We start from the raw sequence: 24,462 nt of genomic DNA on the forward strand, positions 1-24,462 counted from the left end.
CTCCGCTCCTCCCGGTCGGTTCAGTCGGCGGTCAGGGGATTCGGGAGGCCGACGTAGACCGACTGCCCGTCCACGGGACCGACGAGCTCGTCCAGACCGTCCAGCCGGGTCAGCAGGTTTGCCTTGCAGCGCAGGAGGCGGGAGTCGAGCAGCCGTGCCGGGAGCGGTGAGACGGGTGCACCGTCCGTGCTGCGGGCCTCCTCGGCGAGGAACCGGCGGAAGGCCGCGAGGAGGAGCGTTTCGTCGGCGAGCCCCTGGGACCCGAACGCCCCGATGAGACCGAGGACGTTGTTGACGCCCAGGTAGTAGGCGAACCGCTCGTCTGCCACCTCGGCGGGCACGAAGGAGTCGGAGACCGCCCCGATCCCGGGAAGGCCTCGCTCCAGGATCACCCGGTGTGACTCACGGAAGTAGAAGCCCTGGTTGTCCCGGTACCAGCCGCCCGCGGGCCAGCCTTCGGCGCCGAGCCGCACCAGGGTGTTCTGCTGGTGGGCCTCGAGGGCGATGCCTGCCAGGGCGTCCAGCCTGAGCACGGGGCGGATCACCGTGTGCAGGTAGCGGAGGAACCACTCGGCGGCGACCGCCTCCGGGCTCCGTCCGGTCCGGGCGACGAGCGTGCCGAGGATGTCCGCCAACCGGGAGGTGAGCGGGCCGTCCCCGGCACCGGGCCGGGGGCGCGGCGAGGTCAGCGCAGCGACACAGACGGCGTCGTCGCCGGGCCCGAACGGGTTGTGCCGCACCACCGAGTCCAGGCCCGGCACAGGATGCCCACCGGTGTCGTTCACGCCCAGCCAGGCGGGGTCGCGGACGATGTCGAACCCCCCTGCCGCGGGCATCGTGGCGTGCCATCGGCGGCCGAGCCCCGAGCGCAGCAGGCGGTGCACCTCCACCCCTCGGTGGAGCTCCTTGCGGAGGTTGTCCCGCCGGGAGTTGGTGATGCGCAGGCTCAGTGAGAGCTTCAGCATCGCCGGGGCGCCGGGCCGGTGCACCGTGCGCACCGAGGAGGTCGGGTGCCAGTCCTCGCCGTGCTCCCCCAGGTCGTGGAGCAGGCCGGCGTCCATCAGGGCGGCGACGACCGGACGCAGCAGGACCTCCCGGGCCTGCCAGGGGTGGAGCGGCAACGGCACCATGTGCTCCGGCAGCCGTCCCGTGCCGCCCGCGAGCCTGCGGGCCAGCCGTTCCGCGGGCACGGGCCTGCCGCTCTCGGTCCAGGCCGAGTCGGAGGCGAGGACGGAACGGTGCACGGCGATCCAGTGCAGCGGGAAGGCGCCGCGCAGCTCAGGGGAGCTCCGCCGTGCCTCCCGTCCGGTCAGCCCTTCGCGGCTCTTGGGGGTGGGATGCAGCGGATGACCGAGGAGCAGGGACTGTTCGGCCTCCAGAAACGGGTCGTTCCCGGGGGCCGGGCCGGGGTCGGCCCGGCGGTCCGCCAGGAAGACCGTGGTGCGCTGCACGGAGTCGGCGACGCGGCCGACGAGCGCGGTGACGGCGGCCGGGCACGCGGGCCTGCCACTGACGGCCGCGGCCTCTCTTCCCAGCAGTGCGGCCAGGGTGACGGCGTCCAGCGGGCCGGTGCCGGACGGTGCCCCCTCGGGCACTGCCGGGCCGAAGCGGTGCCATCCGGTGGCGGACCAGTAGCGCACCGGCACGCGTACCGCGAGGCCGGAGGAAGGGAGCGGGATGCGCAGCGGCTGCCCGGGAGCGGGCCGGGCCGCACCGGTCTCCCGCACCCAGCAGCGCAACAGGTTCTCCGCCCCCGCGGCGTCGGCTGCCCGCCCGGGGTCCGGGTCCTCCAGTGGATCCGGGAGCTCCTGCCCGGCACGGACCGGGGTACGTTCCGGGCCGGACGGGGGAGTCACGGGCTGACCGGTCGGGCCGGCCGCGCGGCGTGCCTGCGGGGGAACGGCCGGATCCGCCGACGGCAGCGGCACATGAAGCACCGGTCGGTCCTCCGGGCCGGCGGTCTGCTGGGGGCTGGGCGTTGCGTTCATCCGTGTACGGCGCGCGCCGCTTCGGCGAAGCCGTCCCGGGAGCGGCTCCCCTGGCGTCGGTCGCGCCTTCCTCCTCATGTCACCTGGTGTCCCGTGCAGGCAGGGCGGACGGCACCGCCCCGCGCCCCTCAGGCACGGGAGCGACGGGCCGGATCACCGGAACGGCGCGGCGTGCCCTGCCTCTACAACGACGGGCGCGGCACCGGATCACGGGCGGCGGAGCAGTTCCTTCGCGGCCCTTCCCGGAGGGCCGGAGGGGAACCGGGGACCCCGCTGCCGACGTCCCTGTGTGCACCGGCATAGTTGGGGGGCGTCCTGCCCGGACGAGGTGCACGACCAGCAGAGTGCCCACCAGCCCAAGTCCCAGGGGGATTTCATCCATGGCATCGATTCGCAGGCGGCCGGCAGGTCGCCGAGTCGCGTTCGCAGCCGCGGCCGCGGCCGTGGTTCTCGCACTGACGGCCTCCGCCTGCGGCCCCGGTGACGACGACGCGAGCAACGACGGTAAGGGCCCGGAGGCGTCACCGGGTACGGATCTGGGTGAGTGGCAGGAGCTGCTGGACCAGCTGCCGATCGACATCGACATCGACGCGTGGATGGAAGGCGGCTGGGCCGACTGGGAGAAGGACGAGTGGCTCAGCGAGGCCGGCCAGTACATCAGCATCATCATCGATGACTTCTGGGACTCCGACCGGATGCGCGAGGCCGAGGACCGGGACAAGTCCATCGACGAGGACGACATCGACGAGGGTGCCGGTCCGGGCCCGGGAGAGTCCAGCGACCCGGCGGACGACCGCGGCGCGACCGACCCGACTCCGGCCCCGGTGGACGCCGTCGCGGTGGACACGCCGTACAACCTCAACGCGGCAGTGGTCGGAAAGGTGTTCATGGAGACACCGGACGGCCCGATGGTCTGCTCGGGCGCGGTGGTGAAGGACCCCGGCAATCCCGGCACGTCGAACCTGGTGGCCACCGCGGGGCACTGTGTGCACGCGGGTGCGGAGGGCGGCTGGTTCCGGAACATCGCCTTCGCCCCGGCGTACAACGACCGGGGCGCCGACGCCTCCGAGCTGGAGAGCATGCCGTTCGAGGAGCAGGCCCCCTACGGCATCTGGTGGACCGACCTGGTCGGTACCACGGACTACTGGGTCGAGAACGGCACCGACGAGGGCGGCAACGGCGCCCACCAGGACTTCGCGGTGATGCGGGTGCAGCCCGAGGACGGCGGCGGGGCGTCTCTGGAGGAGTCGGTCGGCGCCGCGGTCGACATCAACTTCCAGGCACCCGCGGTCTCCGGGCTCGGCGCGACGCAGGTCTACGGATACCCCGCGGCCCCGCCCTTCGACGGCATGCTGATGTACCAGTGCTCCGACCAGCCGACCCGGCTCTCGCTGGACTGGTCCGAGCCGGTGATGTACCGCGTCGGCTGCACCATGACGGGCGGCTCCTCGGGCGGACCGTGGCTGGCCCAGGGGTCCGGCGGTGACCCGGAGCTGATCTCGGTGACCTCCATCGGCCCCTACGACAGCACCTGGCTCGCCGGCCCGCGCCTGGAGGACGAGGCGCAGGGCGTGTTCGACGAGGTCCGCACCTCGCCGTGACCCTCCTCAGCGCTCGCTGACACCGGGAAGGGCCCGGGACAGCACGCCGCACGCCGGCCGTGTCGTCCCGGGCCCTTCCCGGTGTCCCGCCGCGGCTCCGGTCAGCCGCGGACGGTGGAGAGCGGGCTCCGTTCGGTACGGCTCCCGGGCACCGGCACGGACGGGTCGGCGCCCAGTTGCACGATGCGGTTGTCCGCGTCGACATGGACGACGGCGGGCTTCAGCGCACGGGCCTCGGCGTCCTCCACCTGGGCGTAGCTGATCAGGATGACCAGATCTCCCGGGTGCACCAGATGCGCCGCCGCACCGTTGACGCCGATCACCCCGGAGCCCCGCTCGCCCTCGATCACATAGGTCTCCAGCCGGCTGCCGTTGTCGATGTCGACGATGTGCACGAGCTCACCGGGCAGCAGATCGGCGGCGTCCATCAGATCGGCGTCCACCGTCACCGATCCCACGTAGTGCAGGTCGGCATGGGTGACCGTGGCCCGGTGAATCTTGGATTTGAACATGGTACGCAGCATTGCGGCACTCCTGGATCTTGGCTCCCTGCCTGCCTGTGCAGGTCAAGGGCGGTTTCCGTAGCCTTCGACACGTCGCGCACCCGGTCGGCTGTCACCAGGCTCCGCGAGACTCCTGCTGACCGGCTGCTGACTTTCCTTGCGTGCCGCCGGCTCGGGGCGGAGGGCCTGCGCAGGCCCTCCGCCCCGTGCCGTGACGACCACCCCAGCGTACGCAACCGCCCCGCAGCCTCGGCAGGGGCCTTCCTCGGGTACCGGGGGAGGCCCCTGCCGAGGCTGCGGGGCGGTGTTCCCGCCCGGGGGGCGCCGATGCCCGGGCGGGCGCCCGGCCCGTCCGGGCATCGGCCCCTGGCGGGGCGGGGCCGGCCCGCCGTTCTGGGAGACTGCAGGGGTGAACAGCTCAGCCACCTCCCCCCTGGTCATCGCCGTGGTCGGCGCCACCGCGGCCGGGAAGTCCGATCTGGGTGCGGCGCTGGCCGGACGACTGGGCTCGGAGGTGATCAACGCCGACTCCATGCAGCTGTACCGCGGTATGGACATCGGCACGGCGAAGCTGCCGGCGGCCGAGCGCCGGGGGGTTCCGCACCGGCTGCTGGACGTCCTCGATGTCACGGAGACAGCCAGCGTCGCCGAGTACCAGCGGCTCGCCCGAGCCGAGATCGACCGCCTGCTGGCCGACAACCGCGTCCCCGTACTGGTCGGCGGCTCCGGACTGTACATCCGGGGTGCCGTCGACAGGCTGGAGTTCCCGGGCACCGACCCGCGGGTCCGCGCCCGGCTGGAGGAGCAACTCTCCGAGGACGGCAGCGGCGCGCTGCACACCCGGCTCGCGGCGGCCGACCCGCGCGCCGCGGCGGCGATTCTGCCGAGCAACGGCCGGCGGATCGTCCGGGCCCTGGAGGTCATCGAGATCACCGGCCGCCCCTTCAGCGCGCATCTCCCCGCCCCGGGCGAGGAGCAGTCAGTCCACCCCACTCTCTTCCTGGGTATCGAGGTGGGCAGGCCCGAACTGGATGCCCGCATCGCCGCGCGGGTGGACGCCATGTGGGAGGCAGGGCTGGTGGACGAGGTGCGCGCACTGGAGCGTGCCGGGCTGCGGGAGGGCCGCACCGCTTCACGTGCGCTCGGGTACCAGCAGGTGCTCGCCGCGCTGGCGGGCGAGTGCACCGACGACGAGGCACGCGCGGAGACCGTGCGCGCCACCAAGCGCTTCGCGCGCCGACAGGAGAGCTGGTTCCGCCGGGACCGGCGGGTGCTCTGGCTGGACGGCTCGGAAGGGGCCCGGGAGCAGTTGGAGAAGCACGCCTGGGCGTGCGTCGAACGGACGGTCACATCCTGATCACGTGATGGCATCGGGTCACTCCGGGCGGCCTGCTGCGGGCCTCGGGCGTGCCATCATCGAACAATGCTGCAGCCGTGAAGCCGTGAGTTGGGAGGGCGCGTGGCGATGGAGGCCAGCCCTCGCAGGAGTGAAGACCGTACGGTCGACCCCGCGTCGGAACACCCGCCGAACGCGGCCGGGGAGAGCGTGCCGGAGGCCCTCGGGGAGGAGCTCCGGGGCTTCCCCGAGCTGCCCGACGGCATCACCGGCGACCTCGACGACCGCATGGAATCCTATGCGGAGCTGCGGCCCCCGCGGCGGCTGAGGCTGATCCAGCTGGCCCCGATCGTGATACTGAGCCTGCTCGGCTCACTGATGTTCGCCTTCCCCCTCGCCTTCGCCTTCGACGAGGCGGGCCCGGTCGTCGCGATGCTCGGCCTGCTCATCGGCTGCAGCGCGGCCGGCTGGGGAATGATGGCGGCCCGCCGGGTCGGTTACACCTGGCCGGGGCTGCCGCCCCGCGGATCGGGACACCGCCCCGCCTGGCGCATCCTCGGCAGCTACGGGCTGGCCATGCTGGTGCTCGCCGCTCTGGCCGTCTGGCGCGTCGCCGCCCTGCGCTGACGGCCCCCGCCCCCGCCGGGTGCTGCGGCCCCGTACGATCGGTTCCGTGAGCACTCCGGCGCAGCCCGTGCCGTTCCTCAAGGGACACGGCACCCAGAACGACTTCGTGATCATCCCGGACCCGGACGGCCGGCTCGACCTGTCCGCAGGCGCTGTCGCGCGGCTGTGCGACCGGCGGGCCGGCATCGGAGGGGACGGCCTGCTGCGCGTGGTGCGGTCCGCCGCACTTCCCGAGGGCCGGGCACTCGCCGGTGAGGCCGAATGGTTCATGGACTACCGCAACAGCGACGGCAGCGTCGCGGAGATGTGCGGAAACGGCGTCCGGGTCTTCGCCCGCTATCTCCAGCGGGCCGGCCTCGCCGGGGACGGTGAACTGCCGGTGGCCACCCGGGCGGGTGTGCGCCGGGCCCGGCTGAGCGGGACGGACGCCCCTGCGGTCGCCATGGGGCGGGCCGGGCTGCCGGACGGGCCGGAAACGTCGGTGACCGTGACGGTGGCGGACCGCAGCTGGCCCGCCCACCGCATCGACATGGGGAACCCGCACGCCGTGGCGTTCGTCGCCGACCTGGCCGAGGCCGGTCCCCTGCGCGAACCGCCGGTTGTCGCTCCGGCAACCGCCTACCCCGACGGCACCAATGTCGAGTTCGTCGTGGACCGCGGCCCGCGGCACGTCGCGCTCCGGGTGCACGAACGCGGCTCCGGCGAGACCCGCAGCTGCGGCACCGGAGCCTGCGCCGTGATGGTGGCCGCCGCCCGCCGCGACGGCCGGGATCCGGCGAAGGACGGGCGGCCCGCGACCTACACCGTCGATGTCCCCGGAGGCCGGCTCCGCATCACGGAGGGCATCGACGGAGACATCACCCTGACCGGACCGGCCGTCATCGTCGCCGAGGGCACCCTGGAGCCGGGCTGGTGGGACTAGTACCGGTCGTGTCCCGGCCCGCACTGACTGAGTTTCAGCCGACTTTCCCGGAACAAAACGCGCCTGAAAGGGTGATCTTTCACGAGAAGGACGGCCGATGACCGGATACGCGTGGTGGGCTCGGTAACATCAAGCACCGGCGCCGCAGCGGGATCACGGGTCACGACTGCCCCCAGGGCCGGTCGGTGAGACCGCGGGAGGTGCCCATGAGCGCAGAGACGACGGGTCCGAGCAGCCCGGCCCGCGACAGGCGCGCACATCGCATGGATGTCGGCCGCCTGCGCCGGTTCGGCCGGGCTGCCGTCCTCGGTCCCGCCACCCGCAGCAGGCTCCCCGATGCCATCGAGCATGTCGCCCAGGCACACCGGCGTCACCACCCGCGGGCGGAACTCGGCGCGCTGAGCCGGGCCTACGTACTCGCCGAGCACGCCCACCGCGGCCAGTTCCGCAAGAGCGGCGACCCGTACATCACCCACCCGCTGGCCGTGACACTGATTCTGGCCGAACTCGGCGCCGAGACCACCACCTTGACGGCTTCACTGCTTCACGACACCGTCGAGGACACCGAGGTGACGCTCGCTCAGGTGCACGCCGAGTTCGGGCCGGAGGTGGGCCATCTCGTCGACGGCGTCACCAAGCTGGAGAAGGTGGACTACGGGTCCGCGGCCGAGCCCGAGACCTTCCGCAAGATGCTCGTGGCCGCGGGCAGCGACGTGCGGGTGATGTCCATCAAGCTGGCCGACCGGTTGCACAACATGCGCACCCTCGGCGTGATGCGCCCCGAGAAGCAGGCGCGCATCGCCCGGGTAACCCGGGACGTGCTCATCCCGCTCGCCGAGCGGCTCGGCATCCAGGTACTCAAGACCGAACTGGAGGATCTGGTGTTCGCGATCCTCCATCCGGAGGAACACGCCCGTGCCGCCGGCCTGATCAAGGAGCGCGCACGGCTGCCCGATCCGCTCGCCCCGGACGCCGAGGCCGTGCGGACCGTTCTGCGGGAGGCCGGCATCACCGCCGAAGTGCACATCCGGCCGCGGCACGTGCTGTCCGTGCACCGTGCCGGAGTGAAGCGCGGCGGTCTGGGCCCGTGCGACTACGGGCGGCTGCTGATCCTCGTCGGCGAGGACGCGGACTGTTACGCGGTCCTGGGCGAGCTGCACACGTGTTTCACTCCGGTGGTCTCGGAGTTCAAGGACTTCATCGCGGCACCCAAGTTCAACCTGTACCAGTCGCTGCACACGGCGTTCGCCAATGACAGCGGGCAGGTCGCCGAGGTCCTGGTCCGCACCCACCGGATGCACCGGGTCGCCGAGGCCGGGGTGATCGCGCTGGGTGACCCGCACGGGGGCGGGCACGGCGACCCCGGGGAGGACGGCGAGCGGGTCGACCCCACCCGGCCCGGCTGGCTTTCCCGGCTGCTGGAGTGGCAGCAGCAGGCCCCCGACCCCGACACCTTCTGGACCGAGCTGCGCGACGAGCTGGCCCAGGACCGGGAAATCACCGTCTTCGCCGAGCAGGCTGCCGAAGGCCCGCTGCAACTGCCCGTGGGGGCCACCTGTGTGGACGCCGCCTACGCCCGGCACGGACAGGACGCCCACAGCTGCATCGGTGCCCGGGTCAACGGCCGGCTGGCCACTCTGCGCACCGTGCTGCACGACGGGGACACGCTGCACGTGCTGCTGGCGCCCGACAGCGGCTCGGGCCCGTCCCCCGAATGGCTGGACCACGCCAGGACGCCGGCCGCCCGCATCCCGATCAGGCACTGGCTGGACAGCCGCCGGAATGCCCGGGCCGAGGCCCGCGCAGCGGCCCCGACAGCCGGCCCGAAGGAAGAGCCCGCCGGCCGGGCAGCCGCACCCGCGGCGCCCGAGCCCGCCGGCTCCCCCGAGGAACAGGCCGCGGTGGTGGCCGACGCACCCGCCACCGGCATCCGGCTGGCCGGATGCTGCACCCCGGTGCCGCCCGACGAGGTGCGCGGGTTCGCGGTCCGCGGCGGCCATGTCACCGTGCACCGCACCGGCTGTCCGGTCACCGCCCGGATGACGGCTGCGGGCCGGTCCCCGGTCCGGGTGAGCTGGCGCGCGGAAGCGGTCGGCTGCCGCGTCACCCTCCGGGCTGAGGCGCTGGGCCGCCCGCACCTCCTGGCCGACCTGACCGAAGCCCTCGCCTCGCACGGTGCCTCGGTCCTGCAGGCCCAGGTCGAGCCGCCACGCGAACAGCGGGTCCGGCACACCTACACCCTGCGGCTGCCGGACGCCACCGGCCTCCCGAGGCTGATGCGGGCGATGCGCCGCGTCCCCGGGGTCTACGACGTCGCGAGAGCGGTCCGCACCCGGGCTTGAGCGGGGCTGCGTGGCGCACCTCCACGGCTAATTCGGATGCCTCCCGGTACTGCCCGTGCCAGTATGGGAGCAGGCGCCCGTCCGCGAGCACCGTGCCCCGTCCGGGAATCATCCCGGCCGCCCTCGCGTTGATCCGGACAGCCGGAATGATGCGGAGCGCGTCCCTGTGCGCTCCTCCGACGTTGCTGACGTAAGGATCACATGACCTCTTCTTCCCTTCCTCAGGACAACCAGCGCACCGGCGCGGGCCGCCGGGCGGGCGCCCTGATGGATGAGGACGTCGCCTGGAACGGACTCAACGAGGAGCGCGACGGCGAGCAGTTCGACCGCGAGGAGCGGGCAGCGCTGCGGCGGGTCGGCGGCCTGTCCACCGAGCTCGAGGATGTCACCGAGGTCGAATACCGCCAGCTCCGGCTGGAGCGCGTGGTACTGGTCGGCGTCTGGACCTCCGGCACCGCCGCGGACGCGGAAAACTCCCTGGCCGAGCTCGCCGCCCTGGCCGAGACCGCGGGCGCGCAGGTGCTCGACGGCGTCATCCAGCGCCGGGACAAGCCGGACCCCGCCACCTACATCGGTTCCGGCAAGGCGCGGGAGCTGCGGGACATCGTGCTGGAGAGCGGCGCCGACACCGTCGTCTGCGACGGTGAGTTGAGCCCGGGCCAGCTCATCCACCTGGAGGACGTCGTCAAGGTCAAGGTGGTGGACCGCACCGCCCTGATCCTCGACATCTTCGCCCAGCACGCCAAGTCCCGGGAGGGCAAGGCGCAGGTGGCACTGGCCCAGATGCAGTACATGCTGCCGCGGCTGCGCGGCTGGGGTCAGTCGCTGTCCCGGCAGATGGGCGGTGGTGGGACCGGCTCGGCCGGCGGAGGCATGGCCACCCGTGGTCCCGGTGAGACCAAGATCGAGACGGACCGGCGGCGGATCCGCGAGAAGATGGCGAAGATGCGCCGGGAGATCGCGGAGATGAAGACCAGCCGCGACATCCAGCGGCAGGACCGCAAGCGGCACAAGGTTCCGTCGGTGGCCATCGCCGGGTACACGAACGCGGGCAAGTCCTCCCTGCTCAACCAGCTCACCGGAGCCGGCGTGCTGGTGCAGAACGCGCTGTTCGCCACCCTCGACCCCGCGGTGCGGCGGGCCGAGACCCCGAGCGGCCGGGTGTACACCCTGGCCGACACCGTCGGCTTCGTGCGGCATCTCCCGCACCATCTGGTCGAGGCGTTCCGCTCCACCATGGAGGAGGTCGGCGACTCCGACCTGATCCTGCACGTCGTCGACGGCGCGCACCCGGTGCCCGAGGAGCAGCTCGCCTCGGTGCGTGAGGTGATCCGTGAGGTCGGAGCGCAGAACATCCCGGAGATCGTGGTCATCAACAAGGCGGATCTCGCCGATGAGCTGACCCTGCAGCGGCTGCTGCGCACCGAGCCGCGGTCCATCGCGGTGTCGGCGCACACCGGCGAGGGCATGGACCGGCTGCTGGCCTGGATCGACGAGGAGCTCCCGCGTCCGGAGGTCGAGCTGGAGGCGCTGGTTCCGTACACCGAGGGGGGCCTGGTTTCCCGGGTGCACGCCGAGGGCGAGGTCCTGTCGGAGGAGCACACCGGCGAAGGGACCCTGCTGAAGGCGCAGGTGCACGGTGAGCTCGCGGCTCTCCTGGAACCGTACATCCCCGCGAAAGGCTGACGCCCCACCGCGCCGTCGTCCCCCGCCACGCACCACGGGCCCGCACTCGGAAGAGGCGGGCCCGCGGTACGTGCCGCGCCGGTCAGGTCCAGCTCGCGACGAAGTAGCCCACTCCGTAGGGGGCTTCCTCGTACAGCAGCCGGCCGGTCAGATCCGCGCCGCGGGCCGCGCCGGCCAGCAGCTGCCAGCTCGGCCGGCCGGCGGCCTGCACCTCCGCCGCCAGCCGGTCGTCCAGCGCCGCGAGGGCGGCCGGGTCGGCGTGTGCCAGGGCCCGGGCGGCAGCCGTGTCGAACGCCTCGGCACGTTCGTCGTAATATCCCGGGGCCTTGAGGGTGCGGCAGGCGCTGCCGTCCCCCATGACGAGCAACGCCAGCCGCTCCGGGCCGGCGGCGAGCTCCCGGCCGGCCGCGGCGCACCGGTCCGGGTCCGTCTCCCCGCCGATCGCCAGACCTTCCGCCGGGGCGCCGTCCCAGCCGCTGTGGTCCAGCAGCCAGGCGCCGACGGTGAGGGCGGGCGGCAGCTCCGGGCCGGCCGGGCCGTCGCGCACGTCTCCGGACCCGGCGCCGAGGCGGACCGCCAGATCCACCCCGTACCCCCGGAACGACCCCCGGGTACCGGCGGGGAAGGTCTCCTGCCCCCGTCCGGGACTCGGGCCGACGACGACCAGCCGCTCCGGGCGGGCAGCGGCCAGCCGGGCCACCGCCTCGGCGCAGGCGGTCCGGGCGTCCTCCAGTTCGGCTGCGGCCCCCGCCGCGACCTGAGGGACGAGCAGCGGCGGGCACGGGCAGACGGCAGCGGCGACGAGCATGATCGTCAGCCTACCGAGGCCCGCGGCCAGCTGGGTTCAGCAGGCGGCACAGCCCCCGGCGGCCGCCTGCTCCACGGGGGCAGCCGGAGCGCCGATCCCCGGCAGGCCGAGCATGACTCCCGGGGGCTTCTGCTCCGGCGCCGCGTGGCGCAGCTCCCAGGCGTCACCCGCCCTGGTGCGGCGGACGGCCTCGGCCGGGCCTTCTGCGAGCAGGTGGTGCGGTGCCGCGTAGGTGATCCGCACCGTGGCCATGTCCCCCGGCCGCACCGGCTGCTCGGGGCGGGCGAAGTGCACCAGACGGGCGTCGGGGGCGCGCCCGGAGAGCCGCCGGGTGGCGTCGTCCTTCCGTCCCTCTCCCTCGGAGACCATGACCTCCAGGGTCCGGCCCACCTGCTTCTTGTTCTCCTCCCAGGAGATCTCCTCCTGCAGGGCGACCAGCCGCTCGTAGCGGGCCTGGACGACCGCCTTGGGGATCTGCCCGTCCATGGTGGCCGCCGGAGTACCGGGGCGCTTGGAGTACTGAAACGTGAAGGCCTGGGTGAAGCGGGCCTCGCGGACGACGTGCAGAGTCTGCTCGAAGTCCTCCTCGGTCTCGCCGGGGAAGCCCACGATGATGTCGGTGGAGATGGCGGCGTCCGGCATGGCGGCCCGTACCTTCTCGATGATCCCGAGGTAGCGCTCTTGCCGGTACGAGCGGCGCATGGCCTTCAGGACCCGGTCCGAGCCGGACTGCAGCGGCATGTGGAGCTGGGGCATCACGTTGGCGGTCTCCGCCATGGCCTCGATGACGTCGTCGGTGAAGTCCCGGGGGTGCGGGGAGGTGAAGCGGACCCGCTCCAGTCCCTCGATGCGGCCACAGGCGCGCAGCAGTTTGGAAAAGGCCTCGCGGTCCCCCATGTCGGAGCCGTAGGCGTTGACGTTCTGGCCGAGCAGCGTGATCTCGCTGACGCCCTCGGCCACCAGCGCCTCCACCTCGGCGAGAATGTCGCCGGGACGCCGGTCCTTCTCCTTGCCGCGCAGCGCGGGGACGATGCAGAACGTGCAGGTGTTGTTGCATCCGACGGAGACCGACACCCAGGCGGCGTAGGCGCTCTCCCGGCGGGTCGGCAGGGTGGAGGGGAACGCCTCCAGCGACTCGGCGATCTCGACCTGTGCCTCCTGCTGGACCCGGGCCCGCTCCAGCAGGACCGGGAGCTTGCCCACATTGTGGGTGCCGAAGACGACGTCGACCCAGGGTGCCTTGGCGACGATGGTGTCGCGGTCCTTCTGTGCCAGGCAGCCGCCGACGGCGATCTGCATGCCGGGCCGGGCGGCCTTCTTCGGCGCCAGCTGTCCCAGGTTGCCGTACAGCCGGTTGTCGGCGTTCTCCCGGACGGCGCAGGTGTTGAAGACGACGACGTCGGCGCCGTCGGCGTGCTTCGGGGCCCGGACATAGCCCGCGCCTTCCAGCAGCCCGGCCATCCGTTCGCTGTCGTGGACATTCATCTGACAGCCGAACGTCCTGACCTCGTACGTGCGCGCGCCGTCCGACATGCCTGCATTCATCCCAACTGCTCGGTGGCCAACGCGGCCGCCGCAGCTCCCCGGCAGCCGGTTGCCCAGTCTACGGCTCCCCCGGGGCAGTCCCGGCCGGTTGTCCCGGTCCCCCGGGCTCTCGTGCGCACCGGCCGTCGGCGCTAGTGTCGTCCCTCCGGTGTTGGCCGGAAACCGTTCCCTGCCGGCCGCCTTGCCCGCAAGGGCCAGGGGTACGCGCACGGAGACGGGCGAGCAGGAGGGAAAGGCACCCGGCATGAACACGCAGACCCCGGTTCCCGGCGGCCGGACGGCATCCGTGCCCAGGACCGCAGGCTCCGGCCACCGGTGCCGCCGGAGCCCGGTGGCCGGGCCGGCCGGACGGTCGGACCGTTGACCACCGGGGACAAGCCGCGGATATCCCGCCGCGGGCTGCTCGGCTGGAGCGCCGCGGCAGCCGCATCGCTGGCGGCAGGCACCTGGGGGAGGGTTGCCTTCGGCGGCGCGGAGCGGCCGGGCGGCGTGGTGACGGTGAGCACCGGCGTGCGCAGCGGGGTCTACGCCCGCTACGGACAACTGCTCCAGGCGCAGCTCGCGCGCGACCTGCCCGAGGTCCGGGTCCGCCTGTTGTCCAGCGAGGGCTCGGTGGAGAACATCGAGCGGCTGGTCGGCGGGCAGGCGGACTTCACCATCGCCACCGCGGACGCCATCGCCGCTCACCAGGCGGAGGCCGGCCGGGCGGCGGAGCGGCTGCGGGCGTGCGCCCGGCTCTACGACGACTACCTGCAGCTGGTGGTGCCCGCCCGGTCGCCGGTGCGCCGGGCCGCCGGTCTGGCGGGGCTGAGCGTCGGGGTGGGGCAGGACCAGTCGGGGGTGCAGCTGGTCACCCGCGAGCTGCTGGCCGCGGCCGGGCTGGACATGGACGAGGACGTGGTGCCGGTGCGGGAGGGGATCGACACCATGCCGCGAATGATGGAGGCCGGGCGTCTGGACGCGTTCTTCTGGTCCGGCGGGCTGCCCACCTCGGCCGTGCAGCGACTGGCCGAGCGGATGGACATCCGGCTGGTGCCGCTCGGTGACCTGCTGCCCGCGTTGCAGGTGCGCGGTCCGCTCACCTCGCACTACCGGGCCGCCGTGATGCCGCCGGACGCCTACCCGGGCATCGAGGGGGGCCAGGTGATCGAAACGATCGCCGTGGCCAACCTGCTCCTCACCACGGACGCGGCCGACGACGCGATCACCGAGCAGGTCACCCGCTCGGTGATCAGCGGCCGGGACCGCATCGGGCGGGCCGTGCACGCCGCGCAGCGCGTGGACCTTCGGACCGCCATCTACACCCGCCCGGTGGAGCTGCACGAGGGCGCGCGCCGCTACTACCGCGCGGTCAAGCTCTGACCGGCGACGCCCGGGCCGGGGCGTCCCGGCCCCCCGGGGGATGGCGGGGCACGGTGACGGTGACGCGCAGCCCGTGCGGCTGGTTCCGGGCGTACGCGATGCGGGCCCCGCCCGCGCTGAGCAGCGCGTGCACGATGGACAGTCCGAGGCCGGAGCCGGCGACGTTCTGGTGCCGGCCGCTGCGCCAGAACCGGTCCCCGATGCGCTCCATCTCGTCCTCGGGGAGACCGGGCCCGGTGTCGGCGATCTCCACCACGATCCAGTCCCCGTCCGGCCTGGCGGCGACGGTGACCTGCTCCCCGGCCGGGGAGAATTTCAACGCGTTGTCGATGACCGCGTCGAGGGCGCTGGAGAGCGCCACCGGGTCCGCCCAGCCGGTGGCGGCCGCCGGTCCGGTCTGTTCCAGCGTCACGCCCCGGCGCTCGGCCACCGGCCCCCAGGCCGCCATCCGCTCCCCGACGAGGCCGGCCACATCCGTCAGTCGCAGGTCGGCCGGGCTGTGCTCGGCCAGCGCCAGGTCGAGCAGGTCGTCGAGCACCCGGGCCAGCCTCTTTCCCTCGGCCTGCACCGAGGCGTACTCCTCGCTCCCGGGCGGCAGCGCCAGCCCGAGCAGGTCGATGCGCAGCAGCAGCGCGGCGAGCGGGTTGCGCAGCTGGTGGGAGGCGTCCGCGACGAACGCCCGCTGTTGTTCCAGGACCTCCTCCACGTTGTCGGCCATCTCGTTGAAGGAGCGGGCCAGCCGCCGCAGCTCCTGCGGCCCGCCGGACTCGGCGACCCGGGAGGTCAGCCGGCCGGTCGCGATGTCGTGGGTGGCCTTGTCGAGCACTTCGATGGGCCGCAGCACCCACCGGGTGAGGCCGAACGCGGCGGCGACGGCCAGCAGCATGGCGGCGGCCTCCCCCACGATGATGGGCATCCAGCCGTGCAGGATGCGGGAGCGCATCGGTCCGGTCGGTGAGTCGGTGACCACCACGGCGATCACGTCGCCGTCGCGTATCACCGGGGAAGCCACCACGAGCCGCTTGTCGTCCCAGGGCCAGATCTGTTCCAGTCCGCGGCTGCGGCGGCCGGCGAGCGCCTCGGCGAAGGCATCCCCGGTGTGGTCCGCGCTCGGCGCCTCCCAGCCGGCGGGCGCCACGGCCATCGGGCTGCGATCACGGTGGAAGACCCCGGCCCGGATTCCGTACAGCTCGTGGTAGCGGTGCAGCTCGTCGACGAGCGTGCTGAGCGGGTCCCCACCCGGGGTGCCCGGGGCCTCGGGTGCGTCCTGGGCGTCGACGGCCGCGAACTGTGCCAGCGAGGCGAACCGGGCGGTGTCGTCGATCCGGTCCACGACGACTCGCTGCTGCTCGGTGGCGGCCTGGCTGGCGGCCAGCGGCACCCCGAGTGCCAGCAGCACACCGGCGAGCAGCACGATGAGCAGCAGCAGCAGGCGGAAACGCATCGGGACGTGATCCTGAGGTCGGGAGGCCGTGGGACGGACTTGTGGGCCGGGCCGGCGGCTCAGGAGTCCGGGAGGACGAGACGGTAGCCCACTCCGCGCACCGTCTCCACCAGTTCCGGCCTGCGCAGCTTGGCACGCAGCGAGGCGACGTGCACCTCCAGGGTGCGGCCGGTGCCCTCCCAGCTGGTTTTCCAGACGTCGCTGATGATCTGCTCCCGGCGGTAGACCACGCCGGGGCGCTGGGCCAGCAGCGCGAGCAGGTCGAACTCCTTGCGGGTGAGCGCGACGGGCTGCCCGCTCACGGACACCTGGCGGGTGGAGAGCTCGACGATGACCGGCCCCAGGCGCAGTACGGTCTCCCGATCGTCCCGCTCCCACGGGGCTTCGTGCTCGCCCGTGCCTTCCTGTGCGGTGCGCCGGCTCACGGCATGAATTCTGGCCAGCAGTTCCCCGGTGTCGTAGGGCTTGACGACGTAGTCGTCCGCGCCGATGTGCAACCCGTGGATGCGGGACCGCACGTCGCTCCGTGCCGTCACCATGATCACCGGCACCGAGGAGCGGCGGCGGATGCGCCCGCAGATCTCGAAGCCGTCCGTGTCCGGCAGCCCCAGGTCCAGCAGCACCACGTCGAAGGTCCCGGCGCTCAGCGCCGTCATCGCGCCCTCGCCGCTGCGGGTGTGCGCGACGTCGAAGCCGTGCTTGCCGAGCACAGCCACGAGGGCGGCGGCCACGTGATCGTCATCCTCGACGAGGAGCAGTCTCACCGGGTCCTCCTTCCATCGGTCGGTCGGTCGGGCGGGCGGGTCGCCGCACCGGGACGGTCAGTATCCGGCATCCGTACCCCTGCGGTCAGCTCCCCCGGGATCGGTCGGGTCCGCCGGGACGCACGTACTACCCGGTACGGGCTGGTGACAGCCCGTGACTCCTCGTATCAGTACGACATCGGATCGTTATCCTCAATTTCCGCTCAGATTTGCTGACGCTGGTCACAGGGCTGGCTAGGGTCCCTGCAATCGACGAGGACGGAGCGACCAGACGGATGAACGACGTATCGGCGGCCGCGGTACCCCAGGACGCCACGCCTCTGGGGGACGACCTGGTCGTCCTGACGGACGTGAACAAGCATTTCGGGGCGCTCCACGTCCTCCAGGACATCAACCTCAGCATCCGCAGCGGTGAGGTGGTCGTGGTGATCGGCCCGTCGGGATCCGGCAAGTCCACGCTCTGCCGCGCCATCAACCGGCTGGAGACCATCGACTCCGGCACCATCACCATCGACGGAAAGCACCTGCCCGCGGAGGGCAAGGAGCTGGCGCGGCTGCGCGCCGACGTCGGGATGGTCTTCCAGTCCTTCAACCTGTTCTCGCACAAGACCGTGCTGCAGAACGTGACGCTCGGGCAGCTCAAGGTCCGGCGCAAGGGCAAGGAGGAGGCCGAGAAGCGGGCCCGGGTCCTGCTGGACCGGGTCGGGGTCGCCAACCAGGCCGACAAGTACCCCGCGCAGTTGTCCGGAGGGCAGCAGCAGCGGGTGGCGATCGCCCGTGCCCTGGCGATGGACCCGAAGGTGATGCTCTTCGACGAGCCCACCTCCGCCCTCGACCCGGAGATGATCAATGAGGTGCTGGAGGCCATGCAGCAGCTGGCCAGTGAGGGCATGACGATGGTCGTCGTCACGCATGAGATGGGCTTCGCCCGCTCGGCGGCCAACCGGGTGGTCTTCATGGCCGACGGCCGGATCGTCGAGGAGGCCGAGCCGCACCAGTTCTTCGACAACCCCCGCAGCGACCGGGCAAAGAGCTTCCTGTCCAAAATCCTGCACCACTGAGTACCGCTCCGCACGCAGCACCCCGTCCGGTTCTTCCGGGGACCGCACCCGGTCGCCGCACGGACCGGCCACCCGCCGGCCGGGCCGCTCGCGCCCGTCCGTTTCGTTTCGTTTCGATGCAAGGAAGATCATCATGAAGCTGAGGAAGACCACGTCCGCGGCGGCACTGGCCCTCGCCACCGCTCTTGTCCTGTCCGCGTGCGGCTCCGACGACTCGGCCAACGGTGACGGCACCGGAGGAGCCGACGGCGGCGATGGCGGCGGCGGGACCATCACCATCGGAGTCAAGGTCGACCAGCCGGGTCTGGGCCTGCAAACCGCAGACAACGACTACGTCGGCTTCGATGTCGACGTCGCCAAGTACGTCGCCGCCGAGCTGGGCTACGACGAGGCCGACATCGAGTGGCGGGAAGCTCCCACCCCGGAGCGCGAGAACATGCTGGTCAACGGCGATGTCGACATGATCTTCGCGACCTACTCGATCACCGACGAGCGCAAGGAGCGGGTCGACTTCGCCGGCCCCTACTTCGTCGCCCACCAGGACCTGCTGATCCGGGCGGACGAGGAGGTCACGGAGACCGACGACATCAACGAGCTGACCCTGTGCTCCGTCGTCGGCTCGACCTCCGCTCAGAACGTGAATGAGAAGTTCGCCCCGGACGCACAGATGCAGGAGTACAGCGGCTACTCCGAGTGCCTCACCGGCCTGGAGAACGGCGCCGTCGACGCCCTGACCACCGATGACTCGATCCTGGCCGGATACGCCTCGCAGGAGGCCCACGCCGGCAAGTTCAAGCTCGCCGGTCTGCACCTGAGCGACGAGTACTACGGCGTCGGCCTGCCGAAGGGCTCGGACCAGCGCGCCGACGTGAACGCCGCACTGCAGAAGATGATCGACGACGGCGTCTGGGCCGAGACGGTCGAGGAGCACTTCGGCCCGGCCGGCTACGAGGCCGCCGACGCCCCGGAGATCACCGAGACCGACTGAGGCCGTTCGGACCATGTGGCGCACCGCGGACGCCCGCGGTGCGCCACCGACCTGACGAGAGAGCGACGTGTTCGATTTCCTCGATCTAGAGCGGTACAACCTGCTCGGCGCCTTCTGGCTGACCGCGCAGCTTGCCTTCTGGTCCGCTCTCGGCTCCCTGATATGGGGCACCGTGCTGGCCGCCATGCGGGTGGGCCCGGCCCCGCTGATGCGGAACTTCGCGGCGGGCTACGTGCACCTGCTGCGCAACACCCCCCTGACGGTCATCCTGGTGGCCTGCTCCATCGGCATGTACCAGACGCTGGGTGTCACCCTGGGGGCCGAAGGCAGCATCAGGGAGATCAACTTCCGGCTGGCCATTTTCGGACTCATCGCCTACACCTCGGCCTTCGTCTGCGAGGCCGTGCGTTCTGGAATCAACACCGTGCCGATGGGACAGGCCGAGGCCGGTCGCGCACTCGGTCTCGGCTTCACGCAGGTGCTCACCGTGATCGTGCTGCCGCAGGCCTTCCGGTCCGTGGTGGGCCCACTGGCCAGCGTCCTCATCGCCCTCACCAAGAACACCACGGTCGCGGCGGCCATCGGGGTCGCGGAAGCCGCGTACCTGATGAAGGCGATGATCGAGAACGAGGCGGATGCACTCTTCCTGATCTTCGCCATGTTCGCCTTCGGATTCATCGCACTGACTCTCCCGACCGGCCTGGTGCTGGGCTGGGTCAGCAAGCGGGTGGGAGTCAAACGATGAGTGCTTCGGTCCTCTACGACGCGCCGGGACCGCGCGCCAAGGCGCGCAACCTCCTGTACAGCGCGCTGTTCCTGGTCATCGCCGCGGCAGTCGTCTGGTGGGTGCTGCGCAAACTGGCCGATGCCAATCAGCTCGACTGGGTGAAGTGGAGCCCGTTCTTCACCGACAGCAGGGTGTGGACCACCTTCCTGCTCCCCGGCCTGGTCAACACACTGAAGGCCGCCGCCCTGTCGATGCTCATCGCGCTGCCCCTGGGGGCGATCCTGGGGATCGCCCGGCTCTCCGATCACGCCTGGGTGCGCTGGACGGCGGGCACCGTCGTGGAGTTCTTCCGCGCCATCCCGGTGCTGCTGCTGATGGCCTTCGCCAGCGCCTTCTACGCCCTGTACACCAACATCTCCTCCGACATGCGGCCGCTGTACGCGGTCGTGACCGGCCTGGTGCTGTACAACGCCTCGGTGCTCGCGGAGGTGTTCCGGGCCGGCATCCTGTCCCTCCCCCGCGGCCAGACCGATGCCGCGAAAGCCATCGGCATGCGCAAGAGCCAGACGATGTCGCACGTGTTGCTGCCGCAGTCGGTCACTGCCATGCTGCCGGCGATCGTGAGCCAGCTGGTGGTCATCGTCAAGGACACCGCGCTCGGCGGCGTCATGCTCGGCTTCGCCGAGCTGCTGTCGAAGACCCGCCCCATCTACGGCAACTACGGTGCCAATGTGATCGCCACCCTGACGATCATCGCCCTCATCTTCATCGTGCTCAACATGCTGCTCACCGGCTCCGCCGGATGGCTGGAGCGCCGGATCCGGCGCGGAAAGCGGAGCAGCGGCGCGGTGCTGGCGCCCAGTCTGCTCAGCGATGTGAAGCCGGTCGGCGACGCACCCGGCCCCGACCAGCCGAACCCGCCGCACAAACCACCGGCCCCGGGCGGCTGAACCACCCGGCCGCTGGGCAGACTCCGCTGGACTGCCCCTGCTCGGAGCCGACTTGACGCCAGAACCCCCGGTGGGTTGCATGACTGTCGTGCAGCCCGTGATCATCGTCGGCGCGGGCCCTACGGGGCTCGCGCTGGCCCTCGCCCTGGCCCGGCAGGGCGTCCCCACCCTGGTGCTGGACGAAGGCGACGGCCGGATCGCCCCGCGCCCGGCGCGCACCTGCGTGCTGCCCCCCGACACCGCCCGCTGGGCCGGCCTGCCCGCGGCCCGGGAGGACACCGAGGTCTGGGAAGCCTGGCGCACCACGCACCGGGGCAGGACCGCACAGTTCACCGAGTTCACCACGGGCGAGGCCCCCGTCCATCTGCCGCAGCACACCCTGGAGCAGGCGCTCCGGGACGCCGCCCGGGGCGAGGAGCTGGTGCGGCTCGCCCCCGGCTGCCGGCTGACCGGCCTGGAGCAGGACGCGGACGGGGTCACCGCCGACGTCACCACCGGCGATGACGGAGCCGGGTCCGCACAACACCGCGGCAGTCATCTGGTCGGCTGTGACGGCAGCCGGTCGACGGTGCGCAAGCTGCTCGGCATCCCCTTTCCCGGCCGGACCGCCGTGGAACGCTACGCGGTGGCAGCGCTGCGCCTCACCCTGCCGTGGCCCGGGGAGGCAGGGCTCCACCGCGCGCTGCGCGGCCCCGGCCGCGGGGAGATCGGCGAGGTCACCGCACGACCGCTCGCCGGCGGGCGGTGGCGGCTGGACTGGCCGCTGCCCGACGACACCTCACTCGTCACCCCGGACGCCATGCTCGACCGGATTCACCGCACCCTCGCCGCCTGGCACGAGGGCGACATCCCCGAGTACGCGCTGCTGGACACCGGGGTGCACATCTGCCATCAGCGCCTCGCCCGGCGCTGGCGGTCCGGGCGCGCGTTCCTCGCCGGGGACGCCGCCCATCTGGTGGGTGCCCTCGGCGCCCAGCAGGTCGCCGAGTCACTGCGCGATGTCCAGAACCTCGCCTGGAAGCTGGCCGTCGACTGGCACCACGGCGACGCGGAGGTCCTGCTCGACAGCTACCAGGCGGAGCGCCGGGCCGCTGTCGGCCGCCGGCTGCGGGCCGTGGACCAGGCACTCCCCCTGGTACGCGGCCGGAACGCGCTCACCGAACGCATCATGGTGCGCGGCCGGGCCCGGCTCACTCTGCTCACCGACAGCCAGCTGGGCCGCGGGGCGCTGGGCACCCCGGGCAACTACGCGAACTCCCCGCTCGCCCCGCCGGAGGACCACGGGACGGTGACCGACACCCCGCCCGGCTCCCCGGTGGCCGACGTCCCGGTCACCGCGCTGGACGGCAGCCGGGCCCGATTGCACGACTGGCTGGGCGGCCCGCCGCTCGTGGTGCTGACGGCACCGGGCTCCCGGGTATGGGACGCCCGCCACTGGCTGTCGGCCGGGCTGATTCCCGAGCTGGCCGCCACGCTGCACGAGCTCCCGATGGCTTCGGAGCTCCTGGTCACCGAGGCGTTTCCGGGCGCACCGGCGCACACCCTTCTGGTGGTGCGCCCCGACGGCCATCTGGCGGCAGCCCTGCCGGGGGCCGACCTTCCGGGCCTGCGGGCCTGCGTCACCGCCCTGCGGGGCGTCGCCCCGCGGACTCCTGCGCCCCGACCCCGGTAGCCACGGTTCCGTGAGCGGCTCAGTGATCCGGGAAGTCTTGTTCGAGAAGCTCGGAGTCCTCTCCCTCGGCCTCCAGCGCCTGCCGCACCACCCGGAGTGCCATCCCCTCGGGATACCCCTTGCGGGCGAGCATCCCGGCCAGCCGCCGTATCCGCTTCTGCCGGTCCAGGCCGCGGGAGGCCCGCAGCTTGCGCTCCACCAGGGCCCGGGCAGCAGCCTCCTCGGCCTGGGGATCGAGCCGCCCCACCGCCTCCTCGACCACCGCGGCGTCCACGCCCTTGGCGCGCAGCTCGCGGGCGAGCGCCCGGCGGGCGAGCTTCCGGCTGTGGTGCCGTGACTCCACCCAGGCATCCGCGAAGGCCACATCGTCGATCAGCCCGACCTCCTCGAAGCGGTCCAGGATCTCGGCCGCCGCCTCCTCGGGAATATCAGCCGCGCGCAGCGCGTCGGCGAGCTGCTGCCGGGTGCGCGGCGTCCCGGTGAGCAGGCGGAGACAGATGGCCCGCGCCTGTTCCACGGGATCGCGCGACGGCTCCGCTCCGGCCCTCGACGGAACGGAGCCCTCGCTGCTCCTGCGTTCCGCACCCGCTGCGCTCGGCGGGTGCTCCGGCCAGTCGCTGCGCCGGGTCATCCGTCAGCTCTTGACGGCGGCCGGCTTGGCGGCCTTCGCGGTCTTCACGGCTTTCGCCGCCGCGGGCGCTGCTGCCTTGTCCTCCGTGGCGGCGTCGGCGCCCGGCTGCGGCTCCGGCGCCTGGGTCTTCGGGCCGATGCCCAGCTTCTCCTTGATCTTCTTCTCGATCTCGTTGGCGAGGTCGGGGTTGTCCCGGAGGAAGTTCCGGGCGTTTTCCTTGCCCTGGCCGAGCTGGTCGCCCTCGTAGGTGTACCAGGCACCGGACTTCCGCACGAAGCCGTGCTCCACACCCATGTCGATCAGGCCGCCCTCCCGGCTGATGCCGATGCCGTAGAGGATGTCGAACTCGGCCTGCTTGAACGGCGGCGCGACCTTGTTCTTGACCACCTTGACGCGGGTTCGGTTGCCCACCGCGTCGGTGCCGTCCTTGAGTGTTTCGATGCGGCGGATGTCCAGCCGGACCGAGGCGTAGAACTTCAGCGCCTTGCCACCGGTCGTGGTCTCGGGCGAACCGAACATCACGCCGACCTTCTCGCGGAGCTGGTTGATGAAGACCGCGGTGGTCTTGGAGTGGCTGAGCGCTCCGGCGATCTTCCGCAGGGCCTGGCTCATGAGGCGGGCCTGCAGACCGACGTGCGAGTCGCCCATCTCTCCTTCGATCTCCGCGCGCGGCACCAGGGCGGCCACGGAGTCGATGATGATGAGGTCCAGCGCGCCGGAGCGGATCAGCATGTCCACGATCTCCAGCGCCTGCTCGCCGTTGTCCGGCTGCGACAGGATCAGGGAGTCGGTGTCCACCCCGAGGTTCTTCGCGTACTCCGGGTCCAGCGCGTGCTCGGCGTCCACGAAGGCGACGGTGCCGCCGGCCCGCTGGGCGTTGGCCACCGCGTGCAGAGTCAGGGTGGTCTTTCCGGACGATTCCGGACCGAACACCTCCACCACCCGGCCGCGCGGGAGGCCGCCGACTCCCAGGGCCACGTCGAGGGCCGTCGAGCCGGTGGGGATGACGTCGATCGGCTCGTTGGGCCGGTCCCCCATGCGCATGACTGCGCCCTTGCCGAACTGTCGTTCAATCTGCGCGAGAGCGGCGTCGAGCGCCTTCTCGCGGTCCGTACCTGCCATGGGGACCACCCGGGGTGTCTGAGTCGATCGCTTCACATCTAGGGACGTTAGCGCCCGCCACTGACAATCGGCCGGGCACCCTGCTCACCCCCATGCAAATGGGTGTTCGAATTTCGTGTCAACCCAGGTGTCACATCTGTGGATATCCGGGAAAAATCAGCTCATCGTAGATGTGCGGGCACCTCGGTGGCGGCGCAGACCGCCCGCCAGACCTGCTTGGCCTCCCAGCCCTCGGCCAGTGCCTGGTGCACCGTCCGCCCGCCGAGCTCCGCCATCACATGGTCCCGGGCGAAGGAGTCCGCGTAGGCCCCGCCGAAGTGCTCCGCCATCCGCTGCCAGAAATCCGTCAACCGCATACCCCCAGTATCACCGGCACCGGCGCG

General features: G+C 72.1%; 21 protein-coding genes. 12 read left to right on the forward strand and 9 right to left on the reverse strand.

Features of this window, described 5'->3' with window-relative positions:
- Positions 1 to 20 precede the first annotated feature (20 nt).
- Positions 21 to 1,988 carry an IucA/IucC family protein gene (locus PJ985_RS14805; RefSeq protein WP_271684214.1) on the reverse strand — a complete coding sequence of 656 codons (1,968 nt, stop codon included), beginning with the start codon at positions 1,986 to 1,988 and terminating at the stop codon, positions 21 to 23.
- Positions 1,989 to 2,368: 380 nt separating this feature from the next.
- On the opposite strand from PJ985_RS14805, the gene PJ985_RS14810 reads away from it, so the two are divergent.
- Complete coding sequence (locus PJ985_RS14810; protein ID WP_271684215.1) at positions 2,369 to 3,589, forward strand: trypsin-like serine peptidase; 1,221 nt, start codon at positions 2,369 to 2,371, stop codon at positions 3,587 to 3,589.
- A 101-nt stretch (positions 3,590 to 3,690) separates the two neighbouring features.
- Here PJ985_RS14810 and panD read toward each other — a convergent pair whose 3' ends face one another.
- Complete coding sequence (gene panD, locus PJ985_RS14815; RefSeq protein WP_271684216.1) at positions 3,691 to 4,113, reverse strand: aspartate 1-decarboxylase; 423 nt, start codon at positions 4,111 to 4,113, stop codon at positions 3,691 to 3,693.
- 388 nt (positions 4,114 to 4,501) lie between these two features.
- Between panD and miaA the strand changes: the two genes are divergently transcribed.
- The 5 genes from miaA (at position 4,502) to hflX (ending at position 11,005) form a co-directional block, all read left to right on the forward strand.
- Positions 4,502 to 5,449, forward strand: coding sequence for a tRNA (adenosine(37)-N6)-dimethylallyltransferase MiaA (gene miaA, locus PJ985_RS14820; RefSeq protein WP_271684217.1), 948 nt, complete (start codon positions 4,502 to 4,504; stop codon positions 5,447 to 5,449).
- Positions 5,450 to 5,557: 108 nt separating this feature from the next.
- Entirely contained in the window at positions 5,558 to 6,055 is a 498-nt protein-coding gene (locus PJ985_RS14825; protein WP_271684250.1) for a hypothetical protein, read from the forward strand.
- 46 nt (positions 6,056 to 6,101) lie between these two features.
- Positions 6,102 to 6,977 carry a diaminopimelate epimerase gene (gene dapF / locus PJ985_RS14830; RefSeq protein WP_271684218.1) on the forward strand — a complete coding sequence of 292 codons (876 nt, stop codon included), beginning with the start codon at positions 6,102 to 6,104 and terminating at the stop codon, positions 6,975 to 6,977.
- 206 nt (positions 6,978 to 7,183) lie between these two features.
- Positions 7,184 to 9,319: a RelA/SpoT family protein gene (locus tag PJ985_RS14835; protein ID WP_271684219.1), complete on the forward strand. Its 2,136-nt coding sequence runs from the start codon at positions 7,184 to 7,186 to the stop codon at positions 9,317 to 9,319.
- Between the two features lie 201 nt (positions 9,320 to 9,520).
- A complete protein-coding gene (gene hflX / locus PJ985_RS14840) occupies positions 9,521 to 11,005 on the forward strand; it encodes a GTPase HflX (RefSeq protein ID WP_271684220.1) in 1,485 nt (494 codons plus the stop codon).
- An 82-nt stretch (positions 11,006 to 11,087) separates the two neighbouring features.
- On the opposite strand, the gene PJ985_RS14845 is transcribed toward hflX, so the two are convergent.
- The gene (locus PJ985_RS14845) at positions 11,088 to 11,813 is read right to left on the reverse strand and encodes a class III extradiol dioxygenase subunit B-like domain-containing protein (protein WP_271684221.1); all 726 of its coding nucleotides are present in this window, start codon (positions 11,811 to 11,813) and stop codon (positions 11,088 to 11,090) included.
- A gap of 36 nt (positions 11,814 to 11,849) precedes the next feature.
- The gene (miaB, locus tag PJ985_RS14850; protein ID WP_271684222.1) at positions 11,850 to 13,346 is read right to left on the reverse strand and encodes a tRNA (N6-isopentenyl adenosine(37)-C2)-methylthiotransferase MiaB; all 1,497 of its coding nucleotides are present in this window, start codon (positions 13,344 to 13,346) and stop codon (positions 11,850 to 11,852) included.
- 372 nt (positions 13,347 to 13,718) lie between these two features.
- On the opposite strand from miaB, the gene PJ985_RS14855 reads away from it, so the two are divergent.
- Entirely contained in the window at positions 13,719 to 14,720 is a 1,002-nt protein-coding gene (locus PJ985_RS14855) for a TAXI family TRAP transporter solute-binding subunit (RefSeq protein WP_271684223.1), read from the forward strand.
- Here PJ985_RS14855 and PJ985_RS14860 read toward each other — a convergent pair.
- Together PJ985_RS14860 and PJ985_RS14865 are read right to left on the reverse strand one after the other, a co-directional pair.
- Positions 14,710 to 16,164, reverse strand: a complete 1,455-nt coding sequence (locus PJ985_RS14860; RefSeq protein ID WP_271684224.1) for a sensor histidine kinase — start codon at positions 16,162 to 16,164, stop codon at positions 14,710 to 14,712. The genes PJ985_RS14855 and PJ985_RS14860 overlap by 11 nt on opposite strands.
- Positions 16,165 to 16,223: 59 nt before the next feature.
- Positions 16,224 to 16,928, reverse strand: coding sequence for a response regulator transcription factor (locus PJ985_RS14865; protein ID WP_271684225.1), 705 nt, complete (start codon positions 16,926 to 16,928; stop codon positions 16,224 to 16,226).
- 275 nt (positions 16,929 to 17,203) lie between these two features.
- Between PJ985_RS14865 and PJ985_RS14870 the strand changes: the two genes are divergently transcribed.
- The 5 genes from PJ985_RS14870 (at position 17,204) to PJ985_RS14890 (ending at position 22,326) form a co-directional block, all read left to right on the forward strand.
- Entirely contained in the window at positions 17,204 to 17,989 is a 786-nt protein-coding gene (locus PJ985_RS14870; RefSeq protein WP_271684226.1) for an amino acid ABC transporter ATP-binding protein, read from the forward strand.
- Positions 17,990 to 18,122: 133 nt separating this feature from the next.
- Positions 18,123 to 18,977, forward strand: coding sequence for a glutamate ABC transporter substrate-binding protein (locus PJ985_RS14875; RefSeq protein WP_271684227.1), 855 nt, complete (start codon positions 18,123 to 18,125; stop codon positions 18,975 to 18,977).
- 67 nt (positions 18,978 to 19,044) lie between these two features.
- The gene (locus PJ985_RS14880) at positions 19,045 to 19,722 is read left to right on the forward strand and encodes an amino acid ABC transporter permease (protein WP_271684228.1); all 678 of its coding nucleotides are present in this window, start codon (positions 19,045 to 19,047) and stop codon (positions 19,720 to 19,722) included.
- Positions 19,719 to 20,654, forward strand: coding sequence for an amino acid ABC transporter permease (locus tag PJ985_RS14885; RefSeq protein ID WP_271684229.1), 936 nt, complete (start codon positions 19,719 to 19,721; stop codon positions 20,652 to 20,654). The genes PJ985_RS14880 and PJ985_RS14885 overlap by 4 nt, the downstream gene beginning before the upstream one ends.
- A 79-nt stretch (positions 20,655 to 20,733) precedes the next feature.
- Positions 20,734 to 22,326, forward strand: a complete 1,593-nt coding sequence (locus PJ985_RS14890) for an FAD-dependent monooxygenase (protein ID WP_333909859.1) — start codon at positions 20,734 to 20,736, stop codon at positions 22,324 to 22,326.
- 19 nt (positions 22,327 to 22,345) lie between these two features.
- Here the strand turns inward: PJ985_RS14890 and recX are convergent, their stop codons facing one another.
- The 3 genes from recX to PJ985_RS14905 form a co-directional block, all read right to left on the reverse strand.
- The gene (gene recX / locus PJ985_RS14895) at positions 22,346 to 22,957 is read right to left on the reverse strand and encodes a recombination regulator RecX (protein ID WP_271684230.1); all 612 of its coding nucleotides are present in this window, start codon (positions 22,955 to 22,957) and stop codon (positions 22,346 to 22,348) included.
- Positions 22,958 to 22,960: 3 nt separating this feature from the next.
- Positions 22,961 to 24,079: a recombinase RecA gene (gene recA, locus PJ985_RS14900; protein WP_271684231.1), complete on the reverse strand. Its 1,119-nt coding sequence runs from the start codon at positions 24,077 to 24,079 to the stop codon at positions 22,961 to 22,963.
- 161 nt (positions 24,080 to 24,240) lie between these two features.
- Positions 24,241 to 24,435 (reverse strand): DUF3046 domain-containing protein, encoded by a 195-nt coding sequence (locus PJ985_RS14905; protein ID WP_271684232.1) that lies wholly within the window; start codon positions 24,433 to 24,435, stop codon positions 24,241 to 24,243.
- Positions 24,436 to 24,462: the final 27 nt, after the last annotated feature.

Origin of the sequence: Streptomyces sp. ACA25, from assembly GCF_028200735.1 — a bacterium.
In the GTDB taxonomy this organism is placed as follows: domain Bacteria; phylum Actinomycetota; class Actinomycetes; order Streptomycetales; family Streptomycetaceae; genus Streptomyces.

Coding starts and splice junctions, on each gene's coding strand:
- PJ985_RS14805 (WP_271684214.1), bottom strand. CDS start 1,988: ATGAACGCAACGCCCAGCCCCCAGCAGACCGCCGGCCCGGAGGACCGA.
- PJ985_RS14810 (WP_271684215.1), top strand. CDS start 2,369: ATGGCATCGATTCGCAGGCGGCCGGCAGGTCGCCGAGTCGCGTTCGCA.
- panD (WP_271684216.1), bottom strand. CDS start 4,113: ATGCTGCGTACCATGTTCAAATCCAAGATTCACCGGGCCACGGTCACC.
- PJ985_RS14825 (WP_271684250.1), top strand. CDS start 5,558: ATGGAGGCCAGCCCTCGCAGGAGTGAAGACCGTACGGTCGACCCCGCG.
- PJ985_RS14835 (WP_271684219.1), top strand. CDS start 7,184: ATGAGCGCAGAGACGACGGGTCCGAGCAGCCCGGCCCGCGACAGGCGC.
- hflX (WP_271684220.1), top strand. CDS start 9,521: ATGACCTCTTCTTCCCTTCCTCAGGACAACCAGCGCACCGGCGCGGGC.
- PJ985_RS14845 (WP_271684221.1), bottom strand. CDS start 11,813: ATGCTCGTCGCCGCTGCCGTCTGCCCGTGCCCGCCGCTGCTCGTCCCT.
- miaB (WP_271684222.1), bottom strand. CDS start 13,346: ATGTCGGACGGCGCGCGCACGTACGAGGTCAGGACGTTCGGCTGTCAG.
- PJ985_RS14860 (WP_271684224.1), bottom strand. CDS start 16,164: ATGCGTTTCCGCCTGCTGCTGCTGCTCATCGTGCTGCTCGCCGGTGTG.
- PJ985_RS14870 (WP_271684226.1), top strand. CDS start 17,204: ATGAACGACGTATCGGCGGCCGCGGTACCCCAGGACGCCACGCCTCTG.
- PJ985_RS14875 (WP_271684227.1), top strand. CDS start 18,123: ATGAAGCTGAGGAAGACCACGTCCGCGGCGGCACTGGCCCTCGCCACC.
- PJ985_RS14885 (WP_271684229.1), top strand. CDS start 19,719: ATGAGTGCTTCGGTCCTCTACGACGCGCCGGGACCGCGCGCCAAGGCG.
- PJ985_RS14890 (WP_333909859.1), top strand. CDS start 20,734: ATGACTGTCGTGCAGCCCGTGATCATCGTCGGCGCGGGCCCTACGGGG.
- recX (WP_271684230.1), bottom strand. CDS start 22,957: ATGACCCGGCGCAGCGACTGGCCGGAGCACCCGCCGAGCGCAGCGGGT.
- recA (WP_271684231.1), bottom strand. CDS start 24,079: ATGGCAGGTACGGACCGCGAGAAGGCGCTCGACGCCGCTCTCGCGCAG.
- PJ985_RS14905 (WP_271684232.1), bottom strand. CDS start 24,435: ATGCGGTTGACGGATTTCTGGCAGCGGATGGCGGAGCACTTCGGCGGG.